This window comes from Mesorhizobium sp. M0152, from assembly GCF_040322415.1.
Lineage (GTDB): Bacteria > Pseudomonadota > Alphaproteobacteria > Rhizobiales > Rhizobiaceae > Mesorhizobium.
Genome location: NZ_JAMYTH010000012.1, coordinates 1 through 19,611 on the forward strand (window position 1 = coordinate 1; position 19,611 = coordinate 19,611).

Here is a 19,611-nt window from a genome sequence, read left to right on the forward strand (position 1 = left end):
CGCCGGCGACATCATTGACGAACACGTTGATGATCACCGCCGTGTCCTCGGCCGGCGTCACCGGGCCGTCATTGTTGGCCTGCGGTCCATCATCATTGATGGCAATCGACAGCGTCCCGGTCGAGAAGCTCGAATCCTCATCGGTGACGACAACAGGATAATTCGCAAAGAGCTGATCGGCGGTCCCGACAACGCCCGTGGCCGGATGATCGAGATTGTCGGTGAGCGTGAAGCTGTAGCTCACGGTGCCACCGGCATTTGTTCCGCTGAAACCAGTAATGGTCAATGTTCCATAGGCTGGGCCACCTGCGATGACGATGGGCACTGCGGCGGAGTTCGCAAGTTCTGCATAAGTGATGCTGGTGCCACCAACCTGCAGCGATCCCAGACCATCCGGTGACGTGAAAGCGAACGTGCCGATGTTCGTCTCCGATTGATCGGAGTTGTCCGACGGATTGCCGTTCAGGAGCTCACCGGAGCCCGCAGACTCGGATCCATGAGGCGGAAGGCCTTTTTCGTCGACGACCGTGTCGCCGCCTTCAGCCTGTGTCGTGAGCCCCGAAATGGTGGTGATGTCGTCCGCGCCATTCACCGTTATGGTCAGCGAAGCCGGCGATGTGTCGCCATCGCGATCCGTCACCGTGTAGTCGAAGCTTTCGGTCAAACTTTGGCCGACAGAAAGCCCCTGCACCGCGGCATAGCCGGCTGGATTCTGAGCTTGCGTATAAAGCACGTAGCTGTAACCACCGTCGGCACTAACGATCAGCTGGCCGTAGGTTCCTGCAACATGATTGGCTGCCGCACCGTCCCAGGCGATCGAGCCGAAGCCGTCGCTGCCAAGGTGGTCCGCCTGGCCATCTGTTACATTTACGTCGGCGCCGCCAACGCCGGTGATCACATTGCCGTCCGCCGTGAGCGGCCCGTCCTCGGTGACCGAATCGTGATCGTCGATAGCCAGCGGTCCGTCGTCCTGAAATTCGATGCTCAAGGCCACCTTGGACACGGCAGTGCTCGAATCGCCGTCGAAATCGGTGATGGTGGCCTGGACGTGCAGGTCGGCGGTGATCGTCGCGATGTCGTCGAAGGCCGCCGTGCTGGCGCCGTCGGTGCTGTGGGCGATCGGCTGATACTGGCCGATCCAGACCGCTCCGGTCGGATCGACATAGACCTTGAAGATGTCGACGCCGTTGGCCGAACCAACGAGCACGCCGCCCGCGTTGGTCGACAGCAGGATCGCCGAGCCATCGAGCGTCTTGAGGCCGGAATCGACGTTTAGCAGCGGGTTGCCGTTCGCATCGGTGACGGCAAAGGAGAATGTCGCGTCGTCGTCCGCGCCGACCGAGGCGCTGAACAGGCCGAGCGCGCTGGCTGACGATTTTGCATAACCGAGTGCTCCCGCCTCGCTGACCTCAGCCGGCGGAGGCAGCGCGGTATCGTCCGCCGGATTGGGATCGGCGGCGGTGTTGACGCCGGCGGATTCGTCGTGGCTGACCCGGAAGACTTCCGTCCCGATGGTGGTGGTCGTTACCTTTGCTTCAATGCCAAAGATCTTGAACGAGTTTCCGCCGGTCAGGGTCGCATCAGTTCCGCCAGCATTGGAATCGAAAGTGAAATCATTGTAGTTGCCCACTTTGAGCTGGTCGAACGGCGTGCTGCCGATGACCTCGACGACGGCCCCATCCGGCACGCCGGCAAAAGCGTAGCCGACCTGAACACCGGCTTCGAACACAGCCGTGCCGGCCGTTGCCACACCGTTGATGTTCACCGTGAACGGCTCAAATACGCCACCGTCCTTGGCGCCGATGAACAGGACGGCGTCCTCGATACCTTTGGCTTCGGCGACGTCGATCGTGAACTTGACCGAGTCGACGTCATACGAACCGCTGTCGCTGGCTACCGGATTTGGGTTTGATGTGATCACGAGATTGTTGACGAAATCCATCGTCAGGATTTCAGGGCCGCTCGGCTTCGGATGGGCGTCGTACCCGTCGATGGTTTGGGCGTCGCCTACGCCGATTTTGATGCCTGTCGTGTTGACGGAATCGTCGTTGCCATTGACGTCGACGCCGGTCAGCCTGATGTCGTGGTTGCCGGCGCCGTCCATGCCGCGAACGTCGGTGTTGCCGGCCTGCAGCGTGTAGACGATCGTTTCGGTCGTGGTCGTGGTCGTTGTGTCCGCGTTGCGCGCGGCGATCTGCGGAATGTCGTCGAGCACCTGGACCTTGAACGTGCCAGCCGCCAGTTCGATCGTGTCGCCGTCGCCGTCCTTGGCGACCACGAACGACGAGAGATCGATTCCGCCATTGGCCAGAGTGTTTTCGGTATCATCGCCCGTAAGCGCATTCAAAGTCGGATGGTCGATCTGGTCGATCAACGTGAAGACATAGGAGCCATCGCCGCCGACCGTCAGCGTGAAGACAGGCCGGTCCGTGCCCGCCTGGTATCCAGCGCCGCCACCGACATCGACGTAGCCGGTCAAGGTCGTGCCGTCGGAGACGATGAGGACGTTGCCGCCTTTCGAATCGAGGCCCGAATCCGACGGGGTCGTCTGGGTAATCAGACTGAAGGCCGAGGTTGCATTCGGCCCGTCTGAGCCGAAATCGACAAGTGCGTTCAATGCACCGGCAACACCGGTGGCGACGGCCAAATTTATCCCGGTCACCTCGCCGTCGATCTGCGGATTGTCGACATTGCCGGTCGACTGGCTGTTATCAAGACCGTCCTCGTCGACATTTGCGGTGATCTGGGCAGTGCCGATGGCCTTCGGCCCATCATCGTCGAAGGAGAATGCCGAGCCGTTGGCGCCGATCAGGTCGACGGTTGCTTTCTCGGTAACAGTGTCGCCGTCGCCATCCTGGCGCGTCACCTCATATTGAAGCTGAACCTGGCCGCCATTGGTCAGCGACAGATTGAGCTCGGAATCGAACTTGTTGCCGTCGGCGCCATGATCGAGCGCTTCATAGAGCGTGGTCTGCAGCTGCTCGGCGCCCGGCGCGCCGGTGATCGCAATGGTGAGAACCTGATCGCCCTGCGTATCGCGGCCGACAATGATGCCGCCTTCGAGGAACAACGTGACAGCACCACCATCGGTGGCGGTCAGATTGGTCGCAAGGCCGCCGGCAGGAATGCCGGTGAAGCTCAGAGTTCCGGTGACGGTTCCAGGACCGTCCGAGCCAAAGCTGCCGCCGATCGTGAACAGGCTGGTTAGTCCGCTCGACACAGCGGTGTTGACCTGCGCCAGACCGACGCCGTCATCCGTGTTGGCGTTGCCACCAGCGTCTTCAGTCTCGCCGCCATTATAGCGGTCCCCGCCGACAGTCTCGTCGAGTTCGACCGAAAGCAGGCCAGCGGCTCCATCATTGGCGCCGACCGTAAGGCTTGGCCCGTCATCGTCGAAGGAAAATGCCGAGCCATTGGCGTCGATCAGGTCGACGGTTGCTTTCTCGGTAACAGTGTCGCCGTCGCCATCCTGGCGCGTCACCTCATATTGAAGCTGAACCTGGCCGCCATTGGTCAGCGACAGATTGAGCTCGGAATCGAACTTGTTGCCGTCGGCGCCATGATCGAGCGCTTCATAGAGCGTGGTCTGCAGCTGCTCGGCGCCCGGCGCGCCGGTGATCGCAATGGTGAGAACCTGATCGCCCTGCGTATCGCGGCCGACAATGATGCCGCCTTCGAGGAACAACGTGACAGCACCACCATCGGTGGCGGTCAGATTGGTCGCAAGGCCGCCGGCAGGAATGCCGGTGAACGCAAACTGCCCGGACGTCGTACCTGGTCCGTCCGCTCCGTAGACACCACCAACGGCAAACAGCGAAGAAAGACCACCGGCCAGGCCGGTCGTCACCTGGGCCAGTCCTGGGCCGGCATCGTCCGTGTTGGCGTTGCCACCGGCATCCTCAGCCTCGCCGATGCCGCCATTGTAGCGGTCCGCACCCACCGTCTCGTCGAGTTCGATGGAAAGCAACTGTGCCGCTTGTGCATTTGTCTGGACCGAAAGCGTCGGACCATCATCCAGCACGCCGATGTCGAGCGTGGCTGTCGCCGGATCGTTGTCCGTATCGGTCACGACGACGGCAAAGCTGTCGGAAACCCCCTCTGTAGTTCCGGTCGAGGACGTGTCGTGGTGATCCAGGGTATTGTCGGCGAGCGTGTAGACCCAGCTATACCCGTCCGTTGGATTTCCGGTAACCACGAGCGTGCCGTATTGACCAGGGACGCTGCCCCCGTTGGTCACGTCGACACCGTCGATGACAAGCGTGCCGATGCCATTGCCCGAGACGATGTTGAAGGTTCCTGAAACCTGTTCGGCGCTACTGGCTGGGTCCGTGCCGTCGGAGAGAGCGGCCTCGTTGACGACAAACCCCGAGCCGAGGTCGATCGTCGGCGCCGTATCTTCTTCCCTGAGTCCGATCGTCAGCTCACGTGGTTCCAATCGCCCGAACTGCAAATCCGTCGGCGGCAGCAGGGCTGACAGGCCGAACCCATCGCCGATGCCGCCGGGGGGGATCGAGAAGTCCCCGCCCGCACTTGAATTCGAACCGCCGGGGCCGGCCGATATGGAACCGTCGGCACCGAAGGCAACATCGACATGGCTGGCTTCCAAGGCCGCCAGCAAGGCAACGCGCGGCACCTCGACGTCGCCGATCATGAAGGTCGGCACGTTCAAGGCGCCGTCCTTGATCACGATCACGGAGCCGTCGGCCTGTTCGAGCACGAGGTTGTGGCCATCGACCTTGATGTTGTCGATGGAAACGTTGGACGGAAGTTTTACGATGTTGCCGGCGTCGGCCACATATTCATGCGGCGCCGCGCCTGCTGGGGCGGTTGCCGCCGCGGGTGTCGCCGCCGGCGCTTCGGGCTTGACGGGCGCTCCGCCGCCAACATCGACCGGCACCGGTTCGGATGCCGCCGGCGCAGGCTGCGTCGACGTTGCTTGCGCGACCTGGATCTGTGCAGGCGATGTCTGGCTGTTGTGTTCATTGGACGCGGAATGTTGGTCCAGGGAACCCGAAAAACTGTCCAGCTCGATATTGGTGGTCATTGCTCAAACCCCTCCGGTATTTCCCGGCAAGAGACAGCGACACCTTATGCTTTGCAACAGTCCTCTAATCTATTTCATATATCCCGATATGCATTGATTAGCATTTTTTACTCGTGGTAAACCACAACAATATAACGGGCTATACATTAGCTTCCACGGGACCGACTTGCCCGGGATGGATCGACCGGTCTTGGTAAATCAAAGTATAAAATTGAATAAAATTTTACAGAAAATGGACAAGACTATTTTCAGGAAAGTTATCCACCTTCCTTTCCGATAATTTGAGACAATATTGGTAGCGTCCACAGTCAAAGGTGGGCGTTATGAAAAAAGAAAATTCAGCCCTGGGAAAAACCGGGCTCAAGGTGCTCTTGCTGGCAATCGGGCTTTTCGGCCTGACCGGACATTCATTCGCGAACGCCGTTTCCAGCGATGCCGCCGCATCCGGCGCGCCTCTGGAAAAGGTCCAGACGCCGCCCTGTCTCGGCGGTGTTTCGCTGTCGAGGCCGCAGCCCTGGCAGCCTGCGGCCGCCTACCGGATCGGCATGGTATTCGGGAGCTATGGGCCGGCGGCTGCCGATCGCGGAGATGGTCCGTCAACGGCGCAAGGCGATGCCGGGATCGATCCGGTGCAGACGGCGTCGATCATTCCGGGCGTATTCGGATCGGTTGCCTTGTCCATGCGCAATTTTCCCGTCTCGGTCCGCTGGGCGCCCGTCTACCAGGCAATCGCCGCCTGCTCGGCGGGCAGCGCCTGCGAGCGCAAGAGCGCGGCTTTTGCCAGCATGATCTCCGCCGCCCAGGGCAAGGGATTCAGCGAGAAACTATCCTTCGTCAACAGCAGCGTAAATCGCCTGATCGCCTACCGGAAAGACAGCGTCGTCTACGGCAAACTCGACTATTGGGCGAAGCCTTCGGAAATTCTCGAACGGCGCGCCGGCGACTGCGAGGATTTCGCCATCCTCAAGATGACGGCTCTGCTGAGGGCCGGCATTCCAACGCAAAGCATGGCGCTCGTCGTTCTCCAGGATCGCAGGAGAGGTTTCTTTCACGCAGTGCTGTCGGTGAGCACAGGCAGCGGCACTTTCATTCTCGACAGTCTCAGCAACATCGTTGTTCGCGACAGCGATCTCCCGGACTACGTTCCGCTCTACTCCTTCAGCACGGACCGGGCCTGGATCCACGGCTCAAAACCGGGCGGAGCCGAGATGGCCGACATCAAGGGCGGCTTCGCGACCGTCGCGCCGGGCGAGGGCTTTCAGCCGTAGGTTCCGGCATGATTGCGCGGCGTATTCCGGTTTGTTCCGTGGTTTAGCCGCCGAATACGAACGCCATCAGCAGCTCCGGCTCGAGTACCGGGGCTCGCACCGCATTCAACTGGCCTCGGTATCGACGTTCACCAGCGCCGATGACGAAACCGGTGGCCACCGGCGCTTCGCCATTGGCATCGAGCCGCGCGAAGATATCCGCCACGTTGAGGTCCAGCGCCAGCTTGAGGTCGTGCCGTGCATCATCGTTCGGTGCTATCGGCAATTGACGCTTGACCAGCTGCTGGAACGACGCGTTGAACGTCAGGATCTTCTTGGACGAAGCCAACGCAAAGGCCGGTGACGGGCAAGCGACCAGTATGGCGTTGACGGTATTGATCGACGCAAGCCTTCGCAAGGTCAGGTTTTCGCCCGCCAATCCACGCATGCAGGCCACCCTGATCGCGGATGTCAGGTTGCCCGTCTGCGCCTGATTTTCGGCGATCTCATCGATGAGCATGCCGATCGTGCATTTCCTGCTCTCGGCGATCTGCTTCAGGGTCATCCAGAATGCCCGTTCCAAACGGATGCCGCGTCGTATGCCGCCACGCGCCACGACCCGAAACTCCAGCCCAAAATCCTCGGCGGTCACTGGCGGAAGCAGCCGCTCGCGATCGGGATGCTGAAAGCTGGGGCTACCGCTCACTCATCGCCTCCTCACGCGCCTTGTTGATCGGCTTCAAGAGGTAGTGCAAGATCGTCTTGCGCCCGGTCTTGATGTCGACCGAACATATCATTCCAGGGATGATCGAGTAGGCCTTGCCATCTCTTTCAAGCGTCGATTTATCCGTCGACACGCGCACTTGATAATAAGGTTCTCCGGTCTTCTGATCGACCAGGCTGTCGGCTGTAATATTGGAGACCTTGCCTTCGATGCCGCCGAAGATCGAGAAATCGTAGGCGGTGACCTTGATAAGCGCTTCCTGGTCGGGGCGGATGAACGCGACATCGCGTGGCGAGACCCGTGCCTCCACCAGCAAAGTCTCGGAGGTCGGCACGATGCCGGCCACGACAGCGCCAGGCTGGACGAAGGCGCCGACCGTGTTCAGCTCCAGCGTGTTGACGATCCCGTCCACCGGAGATTTGATATCGGTGCGCGCCACCTTGTCGGTCGCCCCCCTTATGGTTTCATCCACCACCGAAAGATCCGCCAGCGCCTGGGTGAGGTCGTCCAAGGCTTCCTGCTGGAGCTGCAGGCCAAGTTCCTCGACCTGAAGCTGTGCCTCGGTGATCGCCGCCTTGGCCTTCTTGATAGTCTCGCCAGCCAGATTCAACTGGCCGTTGAGGTCGGTCTGTTCACGCTCGACCCGGAGCTGCTCGGTCCTTGCCATCAGGCCTTTCTTGACCATCGCATCGATGAGTTTTGCCTCCTGGTCGCTGACAACAAGGCCCTTGGTAAGACGGTCGGAATTGGCCACCGCCTCGGCCAGCTCCTTCTCGCGTTGATCGAGGCGTGACTTAAGCACGGAGAGCTTGTTGTCGAAGTTCTCGCGCCGGGCGATGAGCAGTTTCTGTTCATTGTCGCAGATTTGCGGGGCGACCGACTGAATGTCTTGTGGGCACGGAAATGAGCCGGAGAGATTGCCCCCCTGTTCGTATTTCAGCCGTGCAATGCGCACTTCCAGCGCGCGCGCCTTGGCCTGCTGCTCGCCAAGGCTGGACGTGTTGAGCGTGTTGTCGAGCCGAATGATGAGATCGTTCTTCTTGACGATCTGGCCGATGGTCACCGCGATTTCCTGAACGACGCCGGCTTCACTGGCCTGAATGACCTGGGTCTTGGAAGCAGGTATCACCTTGCCGTCGCCGCGCGCGATCTCATCGACTTCGGCAAAGGACGCCCAGGCGACAAAAACGACAAAAAGCGCTCCTATGATGAATATGGACGCCGACGCAAACAGCGGCGGCCGGTCTTCTTTGGCAAGCATTTCCCACGCCCCAACGCATTGGATGCATCTACATTGTTTGTCAGGCGCTTGTTTTCTGCAGCGCCTGTATGACTTGGTCTTTCGGTCCGTCCGCGACTATCTTGCCCTGTTCGATCACGATCAGGCGGTCAGCCAGTTCAAGCATGCTGAAACGGTGAGTGGAGACGATCAGCGTGGTGTCGCGGTCAAAGGCGACCTTGAGCTGCTTTATCAGCTGGCGTTCGGATGCGAGATCCATAGAGCCGGATGGCTCGTCGAGGAAGACGATTTTCGGTTTGGTCAGCAGCAGGCGTGCGATCGCCACCGTCTGCCTCTGGCCGCCTGAAAGATTGGTGCCGCGCTCGCCGACATTCATGTCGTAGCCGCGCGGGTGGCGTGAGACGAAATCGTCGACGCCGGCTGCCTTTGCCGCTTCGATGATTTGCTCATCGGTCGCCTCGGGACATGCCATCAGGAGGTTTTCCTTGATGGTGCCCGAGAACAGATCGCCAGCCTGCGCAACAATGCCGACCGCGGCGCGAACCTCCGACGGGTGATACTGGCGAATATCGATCCCATCCAGCAGCAACTCACCGGAGGTCGGCAGGAAAAGCCTGCCGATCAGCCGACCCATCGTCGTCTTTCCCGATCCTATGCGGCCGATGATGCCGATCCGCTCTCCCGGCTTCACCGAGAAATTCAGACCGGTCAGAACCTCGTTCTCCGAGCCGGGATAGACAAACCCGACGTTCCTGAACACCATCGCCCCATTGCGAATGGGGCGGTTGACGAAACCCACCGTGTCCGGCCGGTCTTCCGGTTGAGCCATGATCGAGTTCACCATTCTCAATGAGAGCATGGCCTGGCGAAACCGGGACAGCGTGATGGCGATCTGGCCGAGCGGAGCCACGGCCCTGCTCGCCAGCATGACCGTGCCTATGATTGCTCCTGTCGAAACATGGCCTTCCGAGAAGGCATATGCGCCGGCCACGACCAGAGCGACGGTCACCAACTGCTGTATGGACTGGGTTATGTTGCCCGCGGCCGCCGAAAGTTGCTTGATCTTCTCGGACGTGTTGGCGGCGTTCTTGGAGTGCTCCCCCCATTTGCGCAGCAGATACGCCTCGGCGCGCAGCGACTTGATCGTTTCCAGCGTGGAAATGGATTCGACCAGCAGGGCCTGGCGTTGCGAAGCTTCGTTCATCGAGGCGGCGACGCGCTTGCCGATGCGGCGCTGGGTGATCAGGCCGACGACGACGGACATCACAAAGGCCAGCGCCGGTATGATCACCAGCCAGCCGCCTATTGCATAAATGACGAGAAGAAAGACGAAGACGAAAGCCGTGTCGATGAACACGCTGATGGTGTTCGAGGTGAAGAACTCCCTGACGAACTCATATTGCGTGACCCTGTTCGCGTATTCGCCGGTCGAACCGGGACGCGCCGACAGCGACGAGTTCAGCACTTTTTCAAACAGAAGATACGATATCCGAAGATCTGCCTTGCGTCCGGCATAGTCGATCAGGGAAGCTCTGGCGGTCTTCAAAAGCAGGTCGAACAGGATGACGGCGCCAATGCCGATGGCCAGAACCCATAATGTGGATATCGCCTTGTTTGGCAGGATTCTGTCGTAGACGTTCATCGTAAAGATGGGCGAGGCTATGGCCAGCATGTTGATGAACACTGCCGCCATGACCACTTTCGAGTAGGTGCGCCAGAAAGCGCCCATCGTTCCCGTAAGCCAGTGGCGTCTTTCGATCTGCTGCGCCGACCCGACCTTCATTCCCTCGGCGGCATTGGCATACGTGATCGAGAAGGAAGCGCCGCCGCTGATATAGCTGGCGGCCAGCTCGGATCTGCCAATCGTGGTACGGCCGTCTTCCTGGGGCACGGTGACGTATGCACCGTCTTCGCCTTGCGCGAGCAGGGCGACCGGCAACGCGCCGACCCGAAAGACGATAGCGGGCAGGTCGACGCGTCCCCTGAGAAAATCGCGGTGGCTGAACTCGGTGACTTCCAAACCGATGCGCTCGGCAAGGTGCCTGATATCGTCGATTTCAATTCGCGTGTCCGAAAGCGGCACGCCCGCGAACAGCACTGTTTCCGCGCTCGGTCTGCCGAGATATCCGGCAACGCCTGAGAAGCAGGCCTTGAACGCCTCCTTGGGGGAGAGGATGTTGGGTTTCTGGTTCACGATTTGCCCGCAAGAGACTCTCGCTGGACCTTTAGCTGTTTTACTTCTTTCTCACTGGGGCAAGAATATCGAAGGGCAGATCATTTTTCTGTTCCGATGGCGTCCGTGCGTAGGTTTCGGTGTCAGCCGTCTCCGGTGTCCCGAACTCGGTGCGTGCATAGGCCGTGGCCTGTTTCGCCGGCTGAAGGTTCATCGTTTTCAGCAACTGTCCGGTCGCCGCCAGCAGCCGGTATTGGGCGAACAGCGACGCATAGGAGGCGGTATCCGCCAGGGTTGCCGTGTTGAACCGCGTATTCTGCGCATCGAGCACGTCGAGCAACGACCGCTGGCCTACCTTGAACTGCTCGCGGTAGGACGAAACCAGCTTTTCGCTGGAAGCTGCTTGCAGCCTGAGGGTCTTTGCAAGGTCGGCTTGCCTGAAGCGGCGATCCCATGACGTGCGGACAGCCTCCTCGATCTCACGCAACACCTGATGATAGGCAAGCCGCTGTTCGCTCGCGCGGCGGATCTGTTCCTGCTCGTTGGCCTTGTCTATGCCGCCCCTGTAGAGGTTCCAACGCAGCACCAGACGCGCCTGCAGGTCGCTGGCGTCCCCATCGTCGCCGTCAATGTCAGTGCCTGCCCTGGCGCGGCCTTCAGCCACGACTTCAGGGCCGTATTTCGCCCGGGCCGCATCCACCTGGGAAGCGGCGGCGGCGATATCGCTGGTGGCCATGTGAACACGTGGATTGCTCTGTCGCGCCAAGCCCAGCGCGTCGTCGAGTGACCTCGGAAGTGCGGCGGCGACGTCCCCCGGCCGCGACGCATTGACCAGCGGCTTCCCGACGGTCTTGAAGAAGCGGATCTTGGAGGCTTCCAGTTCTTCGGTCGCCTCCTGCATGCGTGCCTTGGCCGCGAACAGACGCTCCTCTGCCTGTTGCCGGTCTGCCTCGTTTAGCGCGCCGCCCGAAATACCCTGCCGGATATCGCCCAGAATCGCTTGATGGAAGCCCAGGTTTTTCTTCGCCTCGGCAACGATGGAAGCCTGCAGCATGTATTCTAGATAATCCTGGACAACGGACAGCCCGATAAATTCCGACCGTTCCAGCACCCGGAAGGACGCTCCGTCAACTCGTGACGCCTGGCGATTCAATTCCGCGCGCCGCGCTCCGCTGTCGAACAGTTTCTGCGTGACCACCACATCGGCTTCCGCCGGATAAAGCGAGTCATCTTCTATGGAAAGCGACCGCCGGGACGAATTGTCGAGACGGCGAACGCCGGCCGATGCCTCGATATCGACACTGGGAAGATAAAGGCCCTTAGCCTGCCGCAACTCGAATTCGATTGCTTCGCGGTTTTCGATTGCCTGCCCAATTTCGGGATTGGACTCCACCGCAACAGCCATCGCCTCCTTGAGCGTGAGCGCATGAGCACTCCCGCAGGCCAGCATGGTAGCCGCCATCAAAACACCAAGGCGCTTGCCCACCGCCGACGCAGTTGTCGTATTCATTTATCCCACCCCAACGTTTCCCCAGCGCCTTATTTCCAAGCGCTACAACCAAGCCAAGGCCTGCCGTTGGTGGACTATCCAACAGATTTACAAAATATGAGAGCTTTAGATGTCCCTAAATAGCAGTTTCAGGCCATAAGATTGCGAAATGTAGCAAAAATGGCACATAAATACCGACCCGCCGCGGTTATGTCCGAACGCTGCCAAGCCTGGAAACCACAAGAAAAGAAGGCGGTTAGTCAATACAGGCAGAATCATGTTCAGGAGCGGATAAGCCGCTATCTACACCTGAACCCTGAGCTGGATCGATATTACGGCAAGTTTTTCGGAAGTCGAGAACTTGTAGGTTTCTAGGCCGTCGGATCGCCCGCGCGAGCGCTTTAGGAGCGGCGAAGACCTCCTTGGGTGATGATCTCGGAGAGTTCGGCAGGCTTCACGCCGTTGTCCAGCGCGACGTTGACGTGGAACGCCATTTCGACCACCTGGTTCTTGGCAACCAGAGCCGCGACCGTCACGACACTGCGGGTCGCGTGGCGACAGGTCCGGACACTTCCAGAGGTCGCCAAAGACGGCTCCATCGGTGTACTTGGCAAGGGCGGGAGATACGGCCCGCATGGGGCCTCCCCTTGCGTGCCGCCAATCCATCTGTTACATACTGAACCGAATGGTTCAGTATACCAAAACCCGCCTCGATGCCTCGTTCGCCGCGCTCTCGGACGCCACCCGACGCGGCGTTCTGGAGCAGCTCGGGCGTGCAGACGCTTCGATCACGGATCTTGCCGAGAAGTTCCACATGACCCTCACGGGCATGAAGAAGCATGTCGGCGTCTTGGAGCAGGCGGGGCTCGTCACCACGGAGAAGATGGGGCGCGTGCGGACCTGCAAGCTCGGCCTGCACCGGCTGGAGGAAGAGGCCGCATGGATCGAGAGGCACCGCCAGCTCTGGGACGCACGCTTCGACGAGTTGGACAAGGTTGTCGAGGAATTGAAACGGAAGGAGAAAGTCGATGGACGGAAGAAAAGATAGTCAGCCCAACCCCATGAAGAACCGCACGACGGTGGAGCGGAAGTCCGAACGTGAGCTCGTCGTTACGCGAACCTTTGCTGCACCGGCGCGCATCGTGTTCGAGGCGTGGACCAAGCCCGAGCTGTTCATGCGGTGGTGGGCGCCGAAGTCGATGGGCATGTTGCTGCGTTCCTGCGAGATGGATGTTCGTACCGGGGGCAGATACCGTTTGGTGTTCGGCCACGATGCCTCAAACCCTGCCGAGTTCTTCGGCAGGTATATCGAAGTGACGCCGCACTCGCGCCTCGTCTGGACCAATGACGAAGGTGGTGACGGTGGACCCGTCACCACGGTGACCTTCGAGGAAAAAGGCGACAGGACGCTGCTGGTCATGCACGAACTCTATCCTTCGAAGGAAGCTCTCGACGCTGCCGGCACCGGGGCGGCGGATGCGATGGGCGAGACGTTTGAGCAACTGGACGAGCTTCTCGTCACGCTGGGCGCGAGCGCGAGATAGTCGGTCTCGCGGTCGGCGTTCGCCGGCGCCAGCATACGCGACGCGCGGTCTCCTGCTCTTCACCCGAGAGCTACTGCCCGCGCGCAACCAGCCAAACAGATACTAGCCGGGTGAGTGAGCCGATGGTCACACGAACCCAGGCAGTGGCGCGCACTCGGCGGCCTTTGCGCTTCTGATTGATCATATTTTGGACTTCAGCGTAACCAAGTGGCGTCAGCACCCAGCTGTTGAGCTGAGACGATCTCCTCCACATTGGGCTGTCGTCGTCTGCGTAGCCAATCGGCATATTGAGACGGCCCGCCTTCCGGATCAGTCGCCGAGTTCTTATCTCGGCGATCTGTTCGTAGTATAGTAACGTTTCCCAATAATGTCGGTACTCGGCCTTTTCCCGCTCCGCAGGCGTGCAAGCATTTGCCAGGTCGAGGTCATAGGCGTAGTCGAGTGTCCTGATGGTTCGCCGGTACGCCCCAATTTCTAAAAAGTCTTTGATTTCCAACGGTATCGTCATACGGCCTTCCCCAAGCCCCACGCCAAAAAAGGAACGCTACGGCCTCATATGACGTTCAGTCCATTCCACTACTTGGATGAGCTCACAACGCAAAAGACCTAGGCGGCGAGTAGCATCAGGCGATCTGGTTCGGAAAGCTCCGCCTCGCCAAAAGCCGCCACGAACCGACGTTGGAGCGGTCTGTCTCGGCAGCAAGGCTGGTTAAATCAAGAGGTCCCGGCGGAGTGGCTGAGCGCGAAGTCGCGCCGCATCGGCTATCGTGGCGCCGCCTGCTGGAAGATGGACCGCGTTGCGCCGGATTCGCGCTGGTGGAATCCTTGCACTCGATTCTGGCGCTCGATTCTGGCGCCGTGCGTCGTTGACGTTTTTCATCCCGGCCATTCCCGTTTTTCCCTTGCGGGCCAACGCCGCCTAATCCCGATATCAGCACTCGGCTACACTGGGCACCACCGATAGGATTAATTGCGCCCTTGCTGCCATACCCTGTAAAATTGATCGGTGCGGGTGCGTAACCTAAGCCCGCTGCAGTGGCCGGTGCGGTCCTCACCCCCAAAGGGCTGCCCCCCCGCATCGGCCATTTTCCCTGCGAGCTGGTGGCGGCGACGATTGGGGGGCGTCTCAGTAAGAGACCGACAGCGAAGCCAGGGAGCGCGGCGAGACCAAAATTACGCTTGGTGCCAGCTCGAAATATAAGACCGATCAAATCCGGCCGTTTTGATAAGTCCCGCATGGTCGTGCAACTCGACCACACCATTGCGGAATGAAGCCAGTCCGCTTTCCCTCAAATCCTTCAACACGCGACTTACATGCACAGCTGAAAGCCCCAACGCGTCGGCCAGCTCGGCTTGGGTCAGCGGGCATTCATAGCGATCCGGGTAACTCGTTGCCGATCGATGTGCTCGGCAGCCCAGCTCGAGAAGAAAATGAGCCGTGCGTTCCACAGGTCCCCGCCTGCTGACTCCTGCCAGATGTTCCGCAACCCTTGAGTAGCGCCTTGCCTCAGCCAGCAGGATTGCCTCGCAAATCGACTGCGGATAGCGCGAAAAACAAGTATGGACAGGACCGGTCAGCTCGATCGCGGTAACATCGGAGAGAGCGGTTACCGTCTCGCCCCCTTCTCCGCAGAACTCGATCAAGGCAATTTCGCGAGGAAGCGCAAAATCGACGATCAGACGCGAGCCATTCCGCAACGTTTTGGCGAATGCCGCCCACCCGGCGGTCATAACTAGGATGAAGGATTTGGCCTGATGCTCGCGTGCAATCGTCGTGTTCGCCGGATAAAGGCGGCGGACAGCCCCCGGCAGCACAGAGATTCCCCTTTCCCAACTCGCGTCAACGAGCGTACGTCCCCTCGCCAATTCAAGAGCCTGCCTTGATAAGCTCATTTTGCCTTGATTACCCCCACCCGCGATCGCCCCTCCGATCATGCTAAATGTGAAAACCCATCAACGACACAAAAAGTTCCATGTATCTTTTCATCCGAATGGCGTCGCAGTCTACCGCCATTGGTACAACCTTACCACCTTGGATGTACGTTCATGCCTCCGGAACGGTTATCGCCGTGCGGCGCCCGGCCTGCCAACAGCGTCGCGACGCACTGGCTGATCGACATGCAGGGGCCACAATGTCGATCCTCTTGGCGCGGCACCTTCGTGCCGTGTGGACCATTGGCAACGATTTGTGAGGGCAATCGGGATGAGATCTAACCATCTCGCCCAAGCCGACTCTTATAAATCCACGTACCGAACGTTCATTTGGTTGAACCCCCGCCAAGCAGAGCTGCACGACTTGAAAGCCTTGTTCGAAGCTTTTCTGAAAGCAGGTCAGCTCCTGTTGTTCCTCGAGTCGACGCCCTGACCGCGGATCCCAGGGGTGGATCGGGCGGTTGCAACTCTTGCCAAGGCGGACCAGGGATCACCTGCGTCTCACTCTCCGTTGCGCCCGCCGAAACGATTTGATCCATTGTCCTGGCTGCCGGCTTTCGGCGCGGGTGGAGCCGCGAGTTCGAGGGATATTTGGCGTTGTAAGTCTGCCGCCTTTCCTCGGCAACTTCCAGGTCATCAAGGGCCGATATAACCGATGCAAGACGATCCTCGATTTGGCTAAGACGCTTCTGGGTGGAAAGCAGCGCCATTGAAACCAGCAAACTGTAGGCAAGTACGACAATGACTGCTCCCACAGGATTTTCGATGCCGAACACAATCAAAGTGCCAGCTCCAATAAAAACGGCAAGGGCCCCATAGCCCAGAAACCGGCCCTTCTGCAGAAGAAGTATCAACGGCCAGGTTGCGGACAACATCAGAATGGCTAGCGGTCTGTTGGCGACCCAATCTAAAAGGCCCGCAACAATTTGGCTGTAAGCATCCATATCAACCCCAGACCAGACGAGATCGGCCGCTTTCTTGTCGTCGGGAGCTGCACGCGCTCCTGCACGCCGTGCACGCTACAGCGTTCTACACCTCCCGGAAGGGCGATATATCGTCATCGTCCCGGCGACTTCCTAAGATCTGAAAGGCTTGTCGGGTAGACCAGACCGACCTTTAGCCGATTTACTACTCAATAATGGTAATGGCGGGGATATCCGCGAAGCTGTTATGTTTCCGACTGACCGGCGACGCGATCGGTCAGTGGGGCGGAAGAGAGCGATTTGGACGTGCCGCATGGCGGGGCGCGAGCCCTTACATTTCGTGCGCTTTGAGCGCTTACAGGCAGCTGCCCGAGCTATTTTAAAGTGAAGCAAATTCAGCCGACGCTGGAGGGGCGGGGGTTGTGCTGCTGATTGTGGGGATTCGGAAATGGCAAGCCCAACTAACAATCCGATCATAACCCGAGAGTTGCTTCCGCTCGACGTGAGGGAGATCCTTGATTTCTTTCTACGGCGATGGAAGCTGGTGTGCAGCATTGCTGCACTTACCTTCGGCATGTTTGTAGTGGCCGCCTATGTCCTTCCTCCATCGTATACCGGTGTCGCACAAGTCTTACTCGATTCTCCAATCGACTACATGACGCCGCAGGATTATTCGAATTCTGATTTTTCCGACAATTCAACATTTATAGAAAGCCAGATTGCAGTTCTGAGATCCACTTCGCTCCTCCAGAACGTCGTCGACAGTGAAAAGCTAACGGAAGACCCAAAGATCGGGTTGGGGGCATTGGAATGGCTGAAGGGCGCACTGGGAGTCTCGCGCGTCGGAATGGCGGACGTTATCGAGATTTCAGTGACCGCTTACGACCCGGAAAAAGCAGCATCCCTGGCGAACGCGATTTCCCAAACCTATCTCGCTGATCGAGTAAGGTCGCGCTACGATGGCGCCAGGAAAGCATCCACATGGCTCAGTGAGCGCGCGGCATCCCTGCGAGCGGAACTGAGCCGTTCGGAACAAGTTGTTCAGAAATTTCGGATCGATCACAATCTATTGGCGACACCAGCAGGCAGTTTGACTGACCAGCAGCTGTCCGAATTGAATATCGCGTTAATTAACGCACGCGCCGAATTGTCCGAGAAACGGGCACAGTTTCAACAAGTTGACAAATTGCTGGCTAACGGCGGCGACATCCAGTCGATACCTGACGTATTGCAGTCCGTGGTGATCAGCGCACTTCGGGCTCAGATCTCTGGAGTGACACGGCGGGAAGCCGACCTCAAATTGAAATATGGCGAACGGCATCCGGATGTCATGACGGCCCAAGCCGAGCGCCGCGACATCGAAGGACAGATTGCCGCTGAAGTCCAACGTCTCATCGGCAATCTAAAGAATGAAGTCGACGCCGCCGAAGCCCGGGAAGCTTCTCTGAGCCGGGCCTTGGATTCCGTATCCAACCGATCCGAGATCGAAGGTCAGGTTGGCGTCCAGTTGCGCGATCTGGAGAGGATTGCCGCCGCGAACAAGGAGCTCTTCGAGACATTCCTTTCACGCGCCAAGCTCACCGAGGAGAAGTCCACCCTCCTCAACAGCGGCGTACGTGTGATCACCGATGCGGGTGTCCCGAATTCGCCAAGCTTCCCGAACAGGCCTCTTTTTGCGGCCCTGGGACTTGTCCTCGGCCTTTTCGTCGGAGGCGCGGGCGCCGTTCTTCGTGAACTTTTCGCTTCCGGCTTCATGGCAAAGAAGCAGATAGAGGACGAGCTGGCCGTTCCGGTTCTTGCGTCCATGCCAAGGATGTCGGGCTGGTCGAGAGACGCCCAGTCCCAAGCCCAGCCTGTGGCCTATCTCGAGCGCAGACCATTATCCAGATATAGCGAAGCCGTGCGGCGGCTCCGCCTGGGCATCGATGCGACACCGGAACAGGGTCGTCTGCCGCGCATCATGCTGGTGACGTCGGCGATGCCCGGCGAAGGAAAGACAACCCTGGTGTTGAGCCTGGCCTGCTCCGCCGCGGCCGACGGCGAACGGGTTCTGGTCGTCGATGCGGACTTGCGGCTTTCGGCTGCCACGACCTTCTTCGGCATGGCGGACAAGGTCGGACTGGTCGACCTTCTGACTTTGCCGGTGAAGGCCGCAAACGCAATTCATCTGGACGAACGCTCGGGGATTTCCCTGCTTCCTGCCGGCGCAAAGACCCGGAACCCGCCTGCCCTTCTTGCTTCGGTGCGAATGCGCTCGGTGCTCGAGGAGCTTCGCGGAAAATTCGACACGGTGATCATTGATGCACCACCCGTTGGACCTGCGGCCGACGCCTCGATCCTGGCGAGGTATGTCGACAAAGTCCTCTTTGTCGTGAGGTGGCGTGAAACCTCACGCGAGGCCGTTGCCGAAGGAATTCGACATCTGGGCGGCCGGTCCAAGATTGCCGGCATCGCCCTGACAATGGTGGACGAACCAAAGCTGCCGAAATATGGCCGCTACACGTCCCTCGAAAGTGGTGTTTCGGACAGTTACTATCTCAACTAGAGCAAGAGAAATATTCCGCCATGCAGCACGCTGACTTATACCATGATCGTCTCCCGGAGCCGGCAGGAAAAACCCACGAAGGGGAACCTGCGCGCTGGTGTGTGGTCCAGACGCACCAGCATTCGGAGAGCCTGGCAGAGCGGCACCTGCTATCGCAAAACTTCCAAACCTATCTGCCCAAGCGGAGGCGAACCGTGCGCCACGCTCGCATTGTCAGAACCGTCTCCAGTGCGTATTTCGACTGCTATCTGTTCGTCTCGCTCGCTCAGCAGCAGAGTTGGTATCCGATCAACTCAACCGTCGGCGTCCGGAAACTTGTCATGAGCAAAGGAATGCCGATAGCGGCACCATACGGTGTGGTTGAGTCTTTGATATCGGCAACCGACGACGACGGAATTTTGCACCCGGACGTTCTATTGAGGCCAGGGCAAAGAATTAGAATTATAGATGGGCCCTTTTCTGATCAACTTGGCGTTCTTGATCATGTTGGCAGCGCTGGAGCGGTCAGAATTCTCCTTGATATCATGAACCATTCAATCCCGATTGTCATGAACCGAAATAATATTTCCGTTGTTGCTTGAAATTAGGGCAGTATTTTTCATTACTTTATACTTTTTTCACGAAAGACGTCGAAACCGCCCGGCAACGAGGAATGAGTTGGCACCCAATTCACCCTCACTGCGGCAGCTTGCAAGGCGACATCCGAGCCCGCGCGCCGACATCGAGAACATTGGTAGTGCTGCGTCCCAA

14 protein-coding genes are annotated in these 19,611 nt (G+C 59.2%); 5 read left to right on the top strand and 9 right to left on the bottom strand.

Features of this window, described 5'->3' with window-relative positions; genetic code table 11:
- On the bottom strand, positions 1-5,044 hold a 5,044-nt coding region (locus NKJ26_RS14540; protein ID WP_352695873.1), incomplete at its 3' end, for a beta strand repeat-containing protein.
- 323 nt (positions 5,045-5,367) lie between these two features.
- Between NKJ26_RS14540 and NKJ26_RS14545 the strand changes: the two genes are divergently transcribed.
- Positions 5,368-6,312 carry a transglutaminase-like cysteine peptidase gene (locus NKJ26_RS14545; RefSeq protein ID WP_352598062.1) on the top strand — a complete coding sequence of 315 codons (945 nt, stop codon included), beginning with the start codon at positions 5,368-5,370 and terminating at the stop codon, positions 6,310-6,312.
- A gap of 43 nt (positions 6,313-6,355) precedes the next feature.
- Here the strand turns inward: NKJ26_RS14545 and NKJ26_RS14550 are convergent, their stop codons facing one another.
- The 5 genes from NKJ26_RS14550 to NKJ26_RS14570 all read right to left on the bottom strand — a co-directional run bounded on the left by NKJ26_RS14550 (position 6,356) and on the right by NKJ26_RS14570 (position 12,504).
- The gene (locus tag NKJ26_RS14550; RefSeq protein WP_352598063.1) at positions 6,356-6,997 is read right to left on the bottom strand and encodes a ribbon-helix-helix domain-containing protein; all 642 of its coding nucleotides are present in this window, start codon (positions 6,995-6,997) and stop codon (positions 6,356-6,358) included.
- The gene (locus NKJ26_RS14555; protein WP_352695874.1) at positions 6,987-8,276 is read right to left on the bottom strand and encodes an HlyD family type I secretion periplasmic adaptor subunit; all 1,290 of its coding nucleotides are present in this window, start codon (positions 8,274-8,276) and stop codon (positions 6,987-6,989) included. The genes NKJ26_RS14550 and NKJ26_RS14555 overlap by 11 nt, the downstream gene beginning before the upstream one ends.
- Before the next feature lie 40 nt (positions 8,277-8,316).
- Positions 8,317-10,449, bottom strand: a complete 2,133-nt coding sequence (locus NKJ26_RS14560) for a type I secretion system permease/ATPase (RefSeq protein WP_352695876.1) — start codon at positions 10,447-10,449, stop codon at positions 8,317-8,319.
- A gap of 40 nt (positions 10,450-10,489) precedes the next feature.
- The gene (locus tag NKJ26_RS14565; protein ID WP_352695877.1) at positions 10,490-11,938 is read right to left on the bottom strand and encodes a TolC family protein; all 1,449 of its coding nucleotides are present in this window, start codon (positions 11,936-11,938) and stop codon (positions 10,490-10,492) included.
- A 380-nt stretch (positions 11,939-12,318) separates the two neighbouring features.
- On the bottom strand, positions 12,319-12,504 hold the full coding sequence (locus tag NKJ26_RS14570; RefSeq protein WP_352695879.1) for a carboxymuconolactone decarboxylase family protein: 186 nt from the start codon (positions 12,502-12,504) through the stop codon (positions 12,319-12,321).
- 98 nt (positions 12,505-12,602) lie between these two features.
- Here NKJ26_RS14570 and NKJ26_RS14575 point away from each other — a divergent pair, with 98 nt between their 5' ends.
- Both NKJ26_RS14575 and NKJ26_RS14580 read left to right on the top strand, forming a co-directional pair.
- Positions 12,603-12,965, top strand: coding sequence for an ArsR/SmtB family transcription factor (locus NKJ26_RS14575; protein ID WP_352696028.1), 363 nt, complete (start codon positions 12,603-12,605; stop codon positions 12,963-12,965).
- Positions 12,946-13,461 carry an SRPBCC family protein gene (locus tag NKJ26_RS14580; RefSeq protein ID WP_352695881.1) on the top strand — a complete coding sequence of 172 codons (516 nt, stop codon included), beginning with the start codon at positions 12,946-12,948 and terminating at the stop codon, positions 13,459-13,461. Before NKJ26_RS14575 ends, NKJ26_RS14580 begins: the two co-directional genes overlap by 20 nt.
- A gap of 70 nt (positions 13,462-13,531) precedes the next feature.
- On the opposite strand, the gene NKJ26_RS14585 is transcribed toward NKJ26_RS14580, so the two are convergent.
- The 3 genes from NKJ26_RS14585 to NKJ26_RS14595 all read right to left on the bottom strand — a co-directional run bounded on the left by NKJ26_RS14585 (position 13,532) and on the right by NKJ26_RS14595 (position 16,337).
- Positions 13,532-13,969: a hypothetical protein gene (locus NKJ26_RS14585; protein ID WP_352695883.1), complete on the bottom strand. Its 438-nt coding sequence runs from the start codon at positions 13,967-13,969 to the stop codon at positions 13,532-13,534.
- 665 nt (positions 13,970-14,634) lie between these two features.
- Positions 14,635-15,276, bottom strand: coding sequence for a Crp/Fnr family transcriptional regulator (locus NKJ26_RS14590; RefSeq protein ID WP_352598070.1), 642 nt, complete (start codon positions 15,274-15,276; stop codon positions 14,635-14,637).
- Between the two features lie 443 nt (positions 15,277-15,719).
- Positions 15,720-16,337: a hypothetical protein gene (locus NKJ26_RS14595; RefSeq protein WP_352598071.1), complete on the bottom strand. Its 618-nt coding sequence runs from the start codon at positions 16,335-16,337 to the stop codon at positions 15,720-15,722.
- Positions 16,338-16,764: 427 nt separating this feature from the next.
- Between NKJ26_RS14595 and NKJ26_RS14600 the strand changes: the two genes are divergently transcribed.
- Entirely contained in the window at positions 16,765-18,861 is a 2,097-nt protein-coding gene (locus NKJ26_RS14600; protein ID WP_352695885.1) for a GumC family protein, read from the top strand.
- 20 nt (positions 18,862-18,881) lie between these two features.
- Entirely contained in the window at positions 18,882-19,442 is a 561-nt protein-coding gene (nusG, locus tag NKJ26_RS14605) for a transcription termination/antitermination protein NusG (RefSeq protein ID WP_352695887.1), read from the top strand.
- The last annotated feature ends 169 nt before the right edge of the window (positions 19,443-19,611 follow it).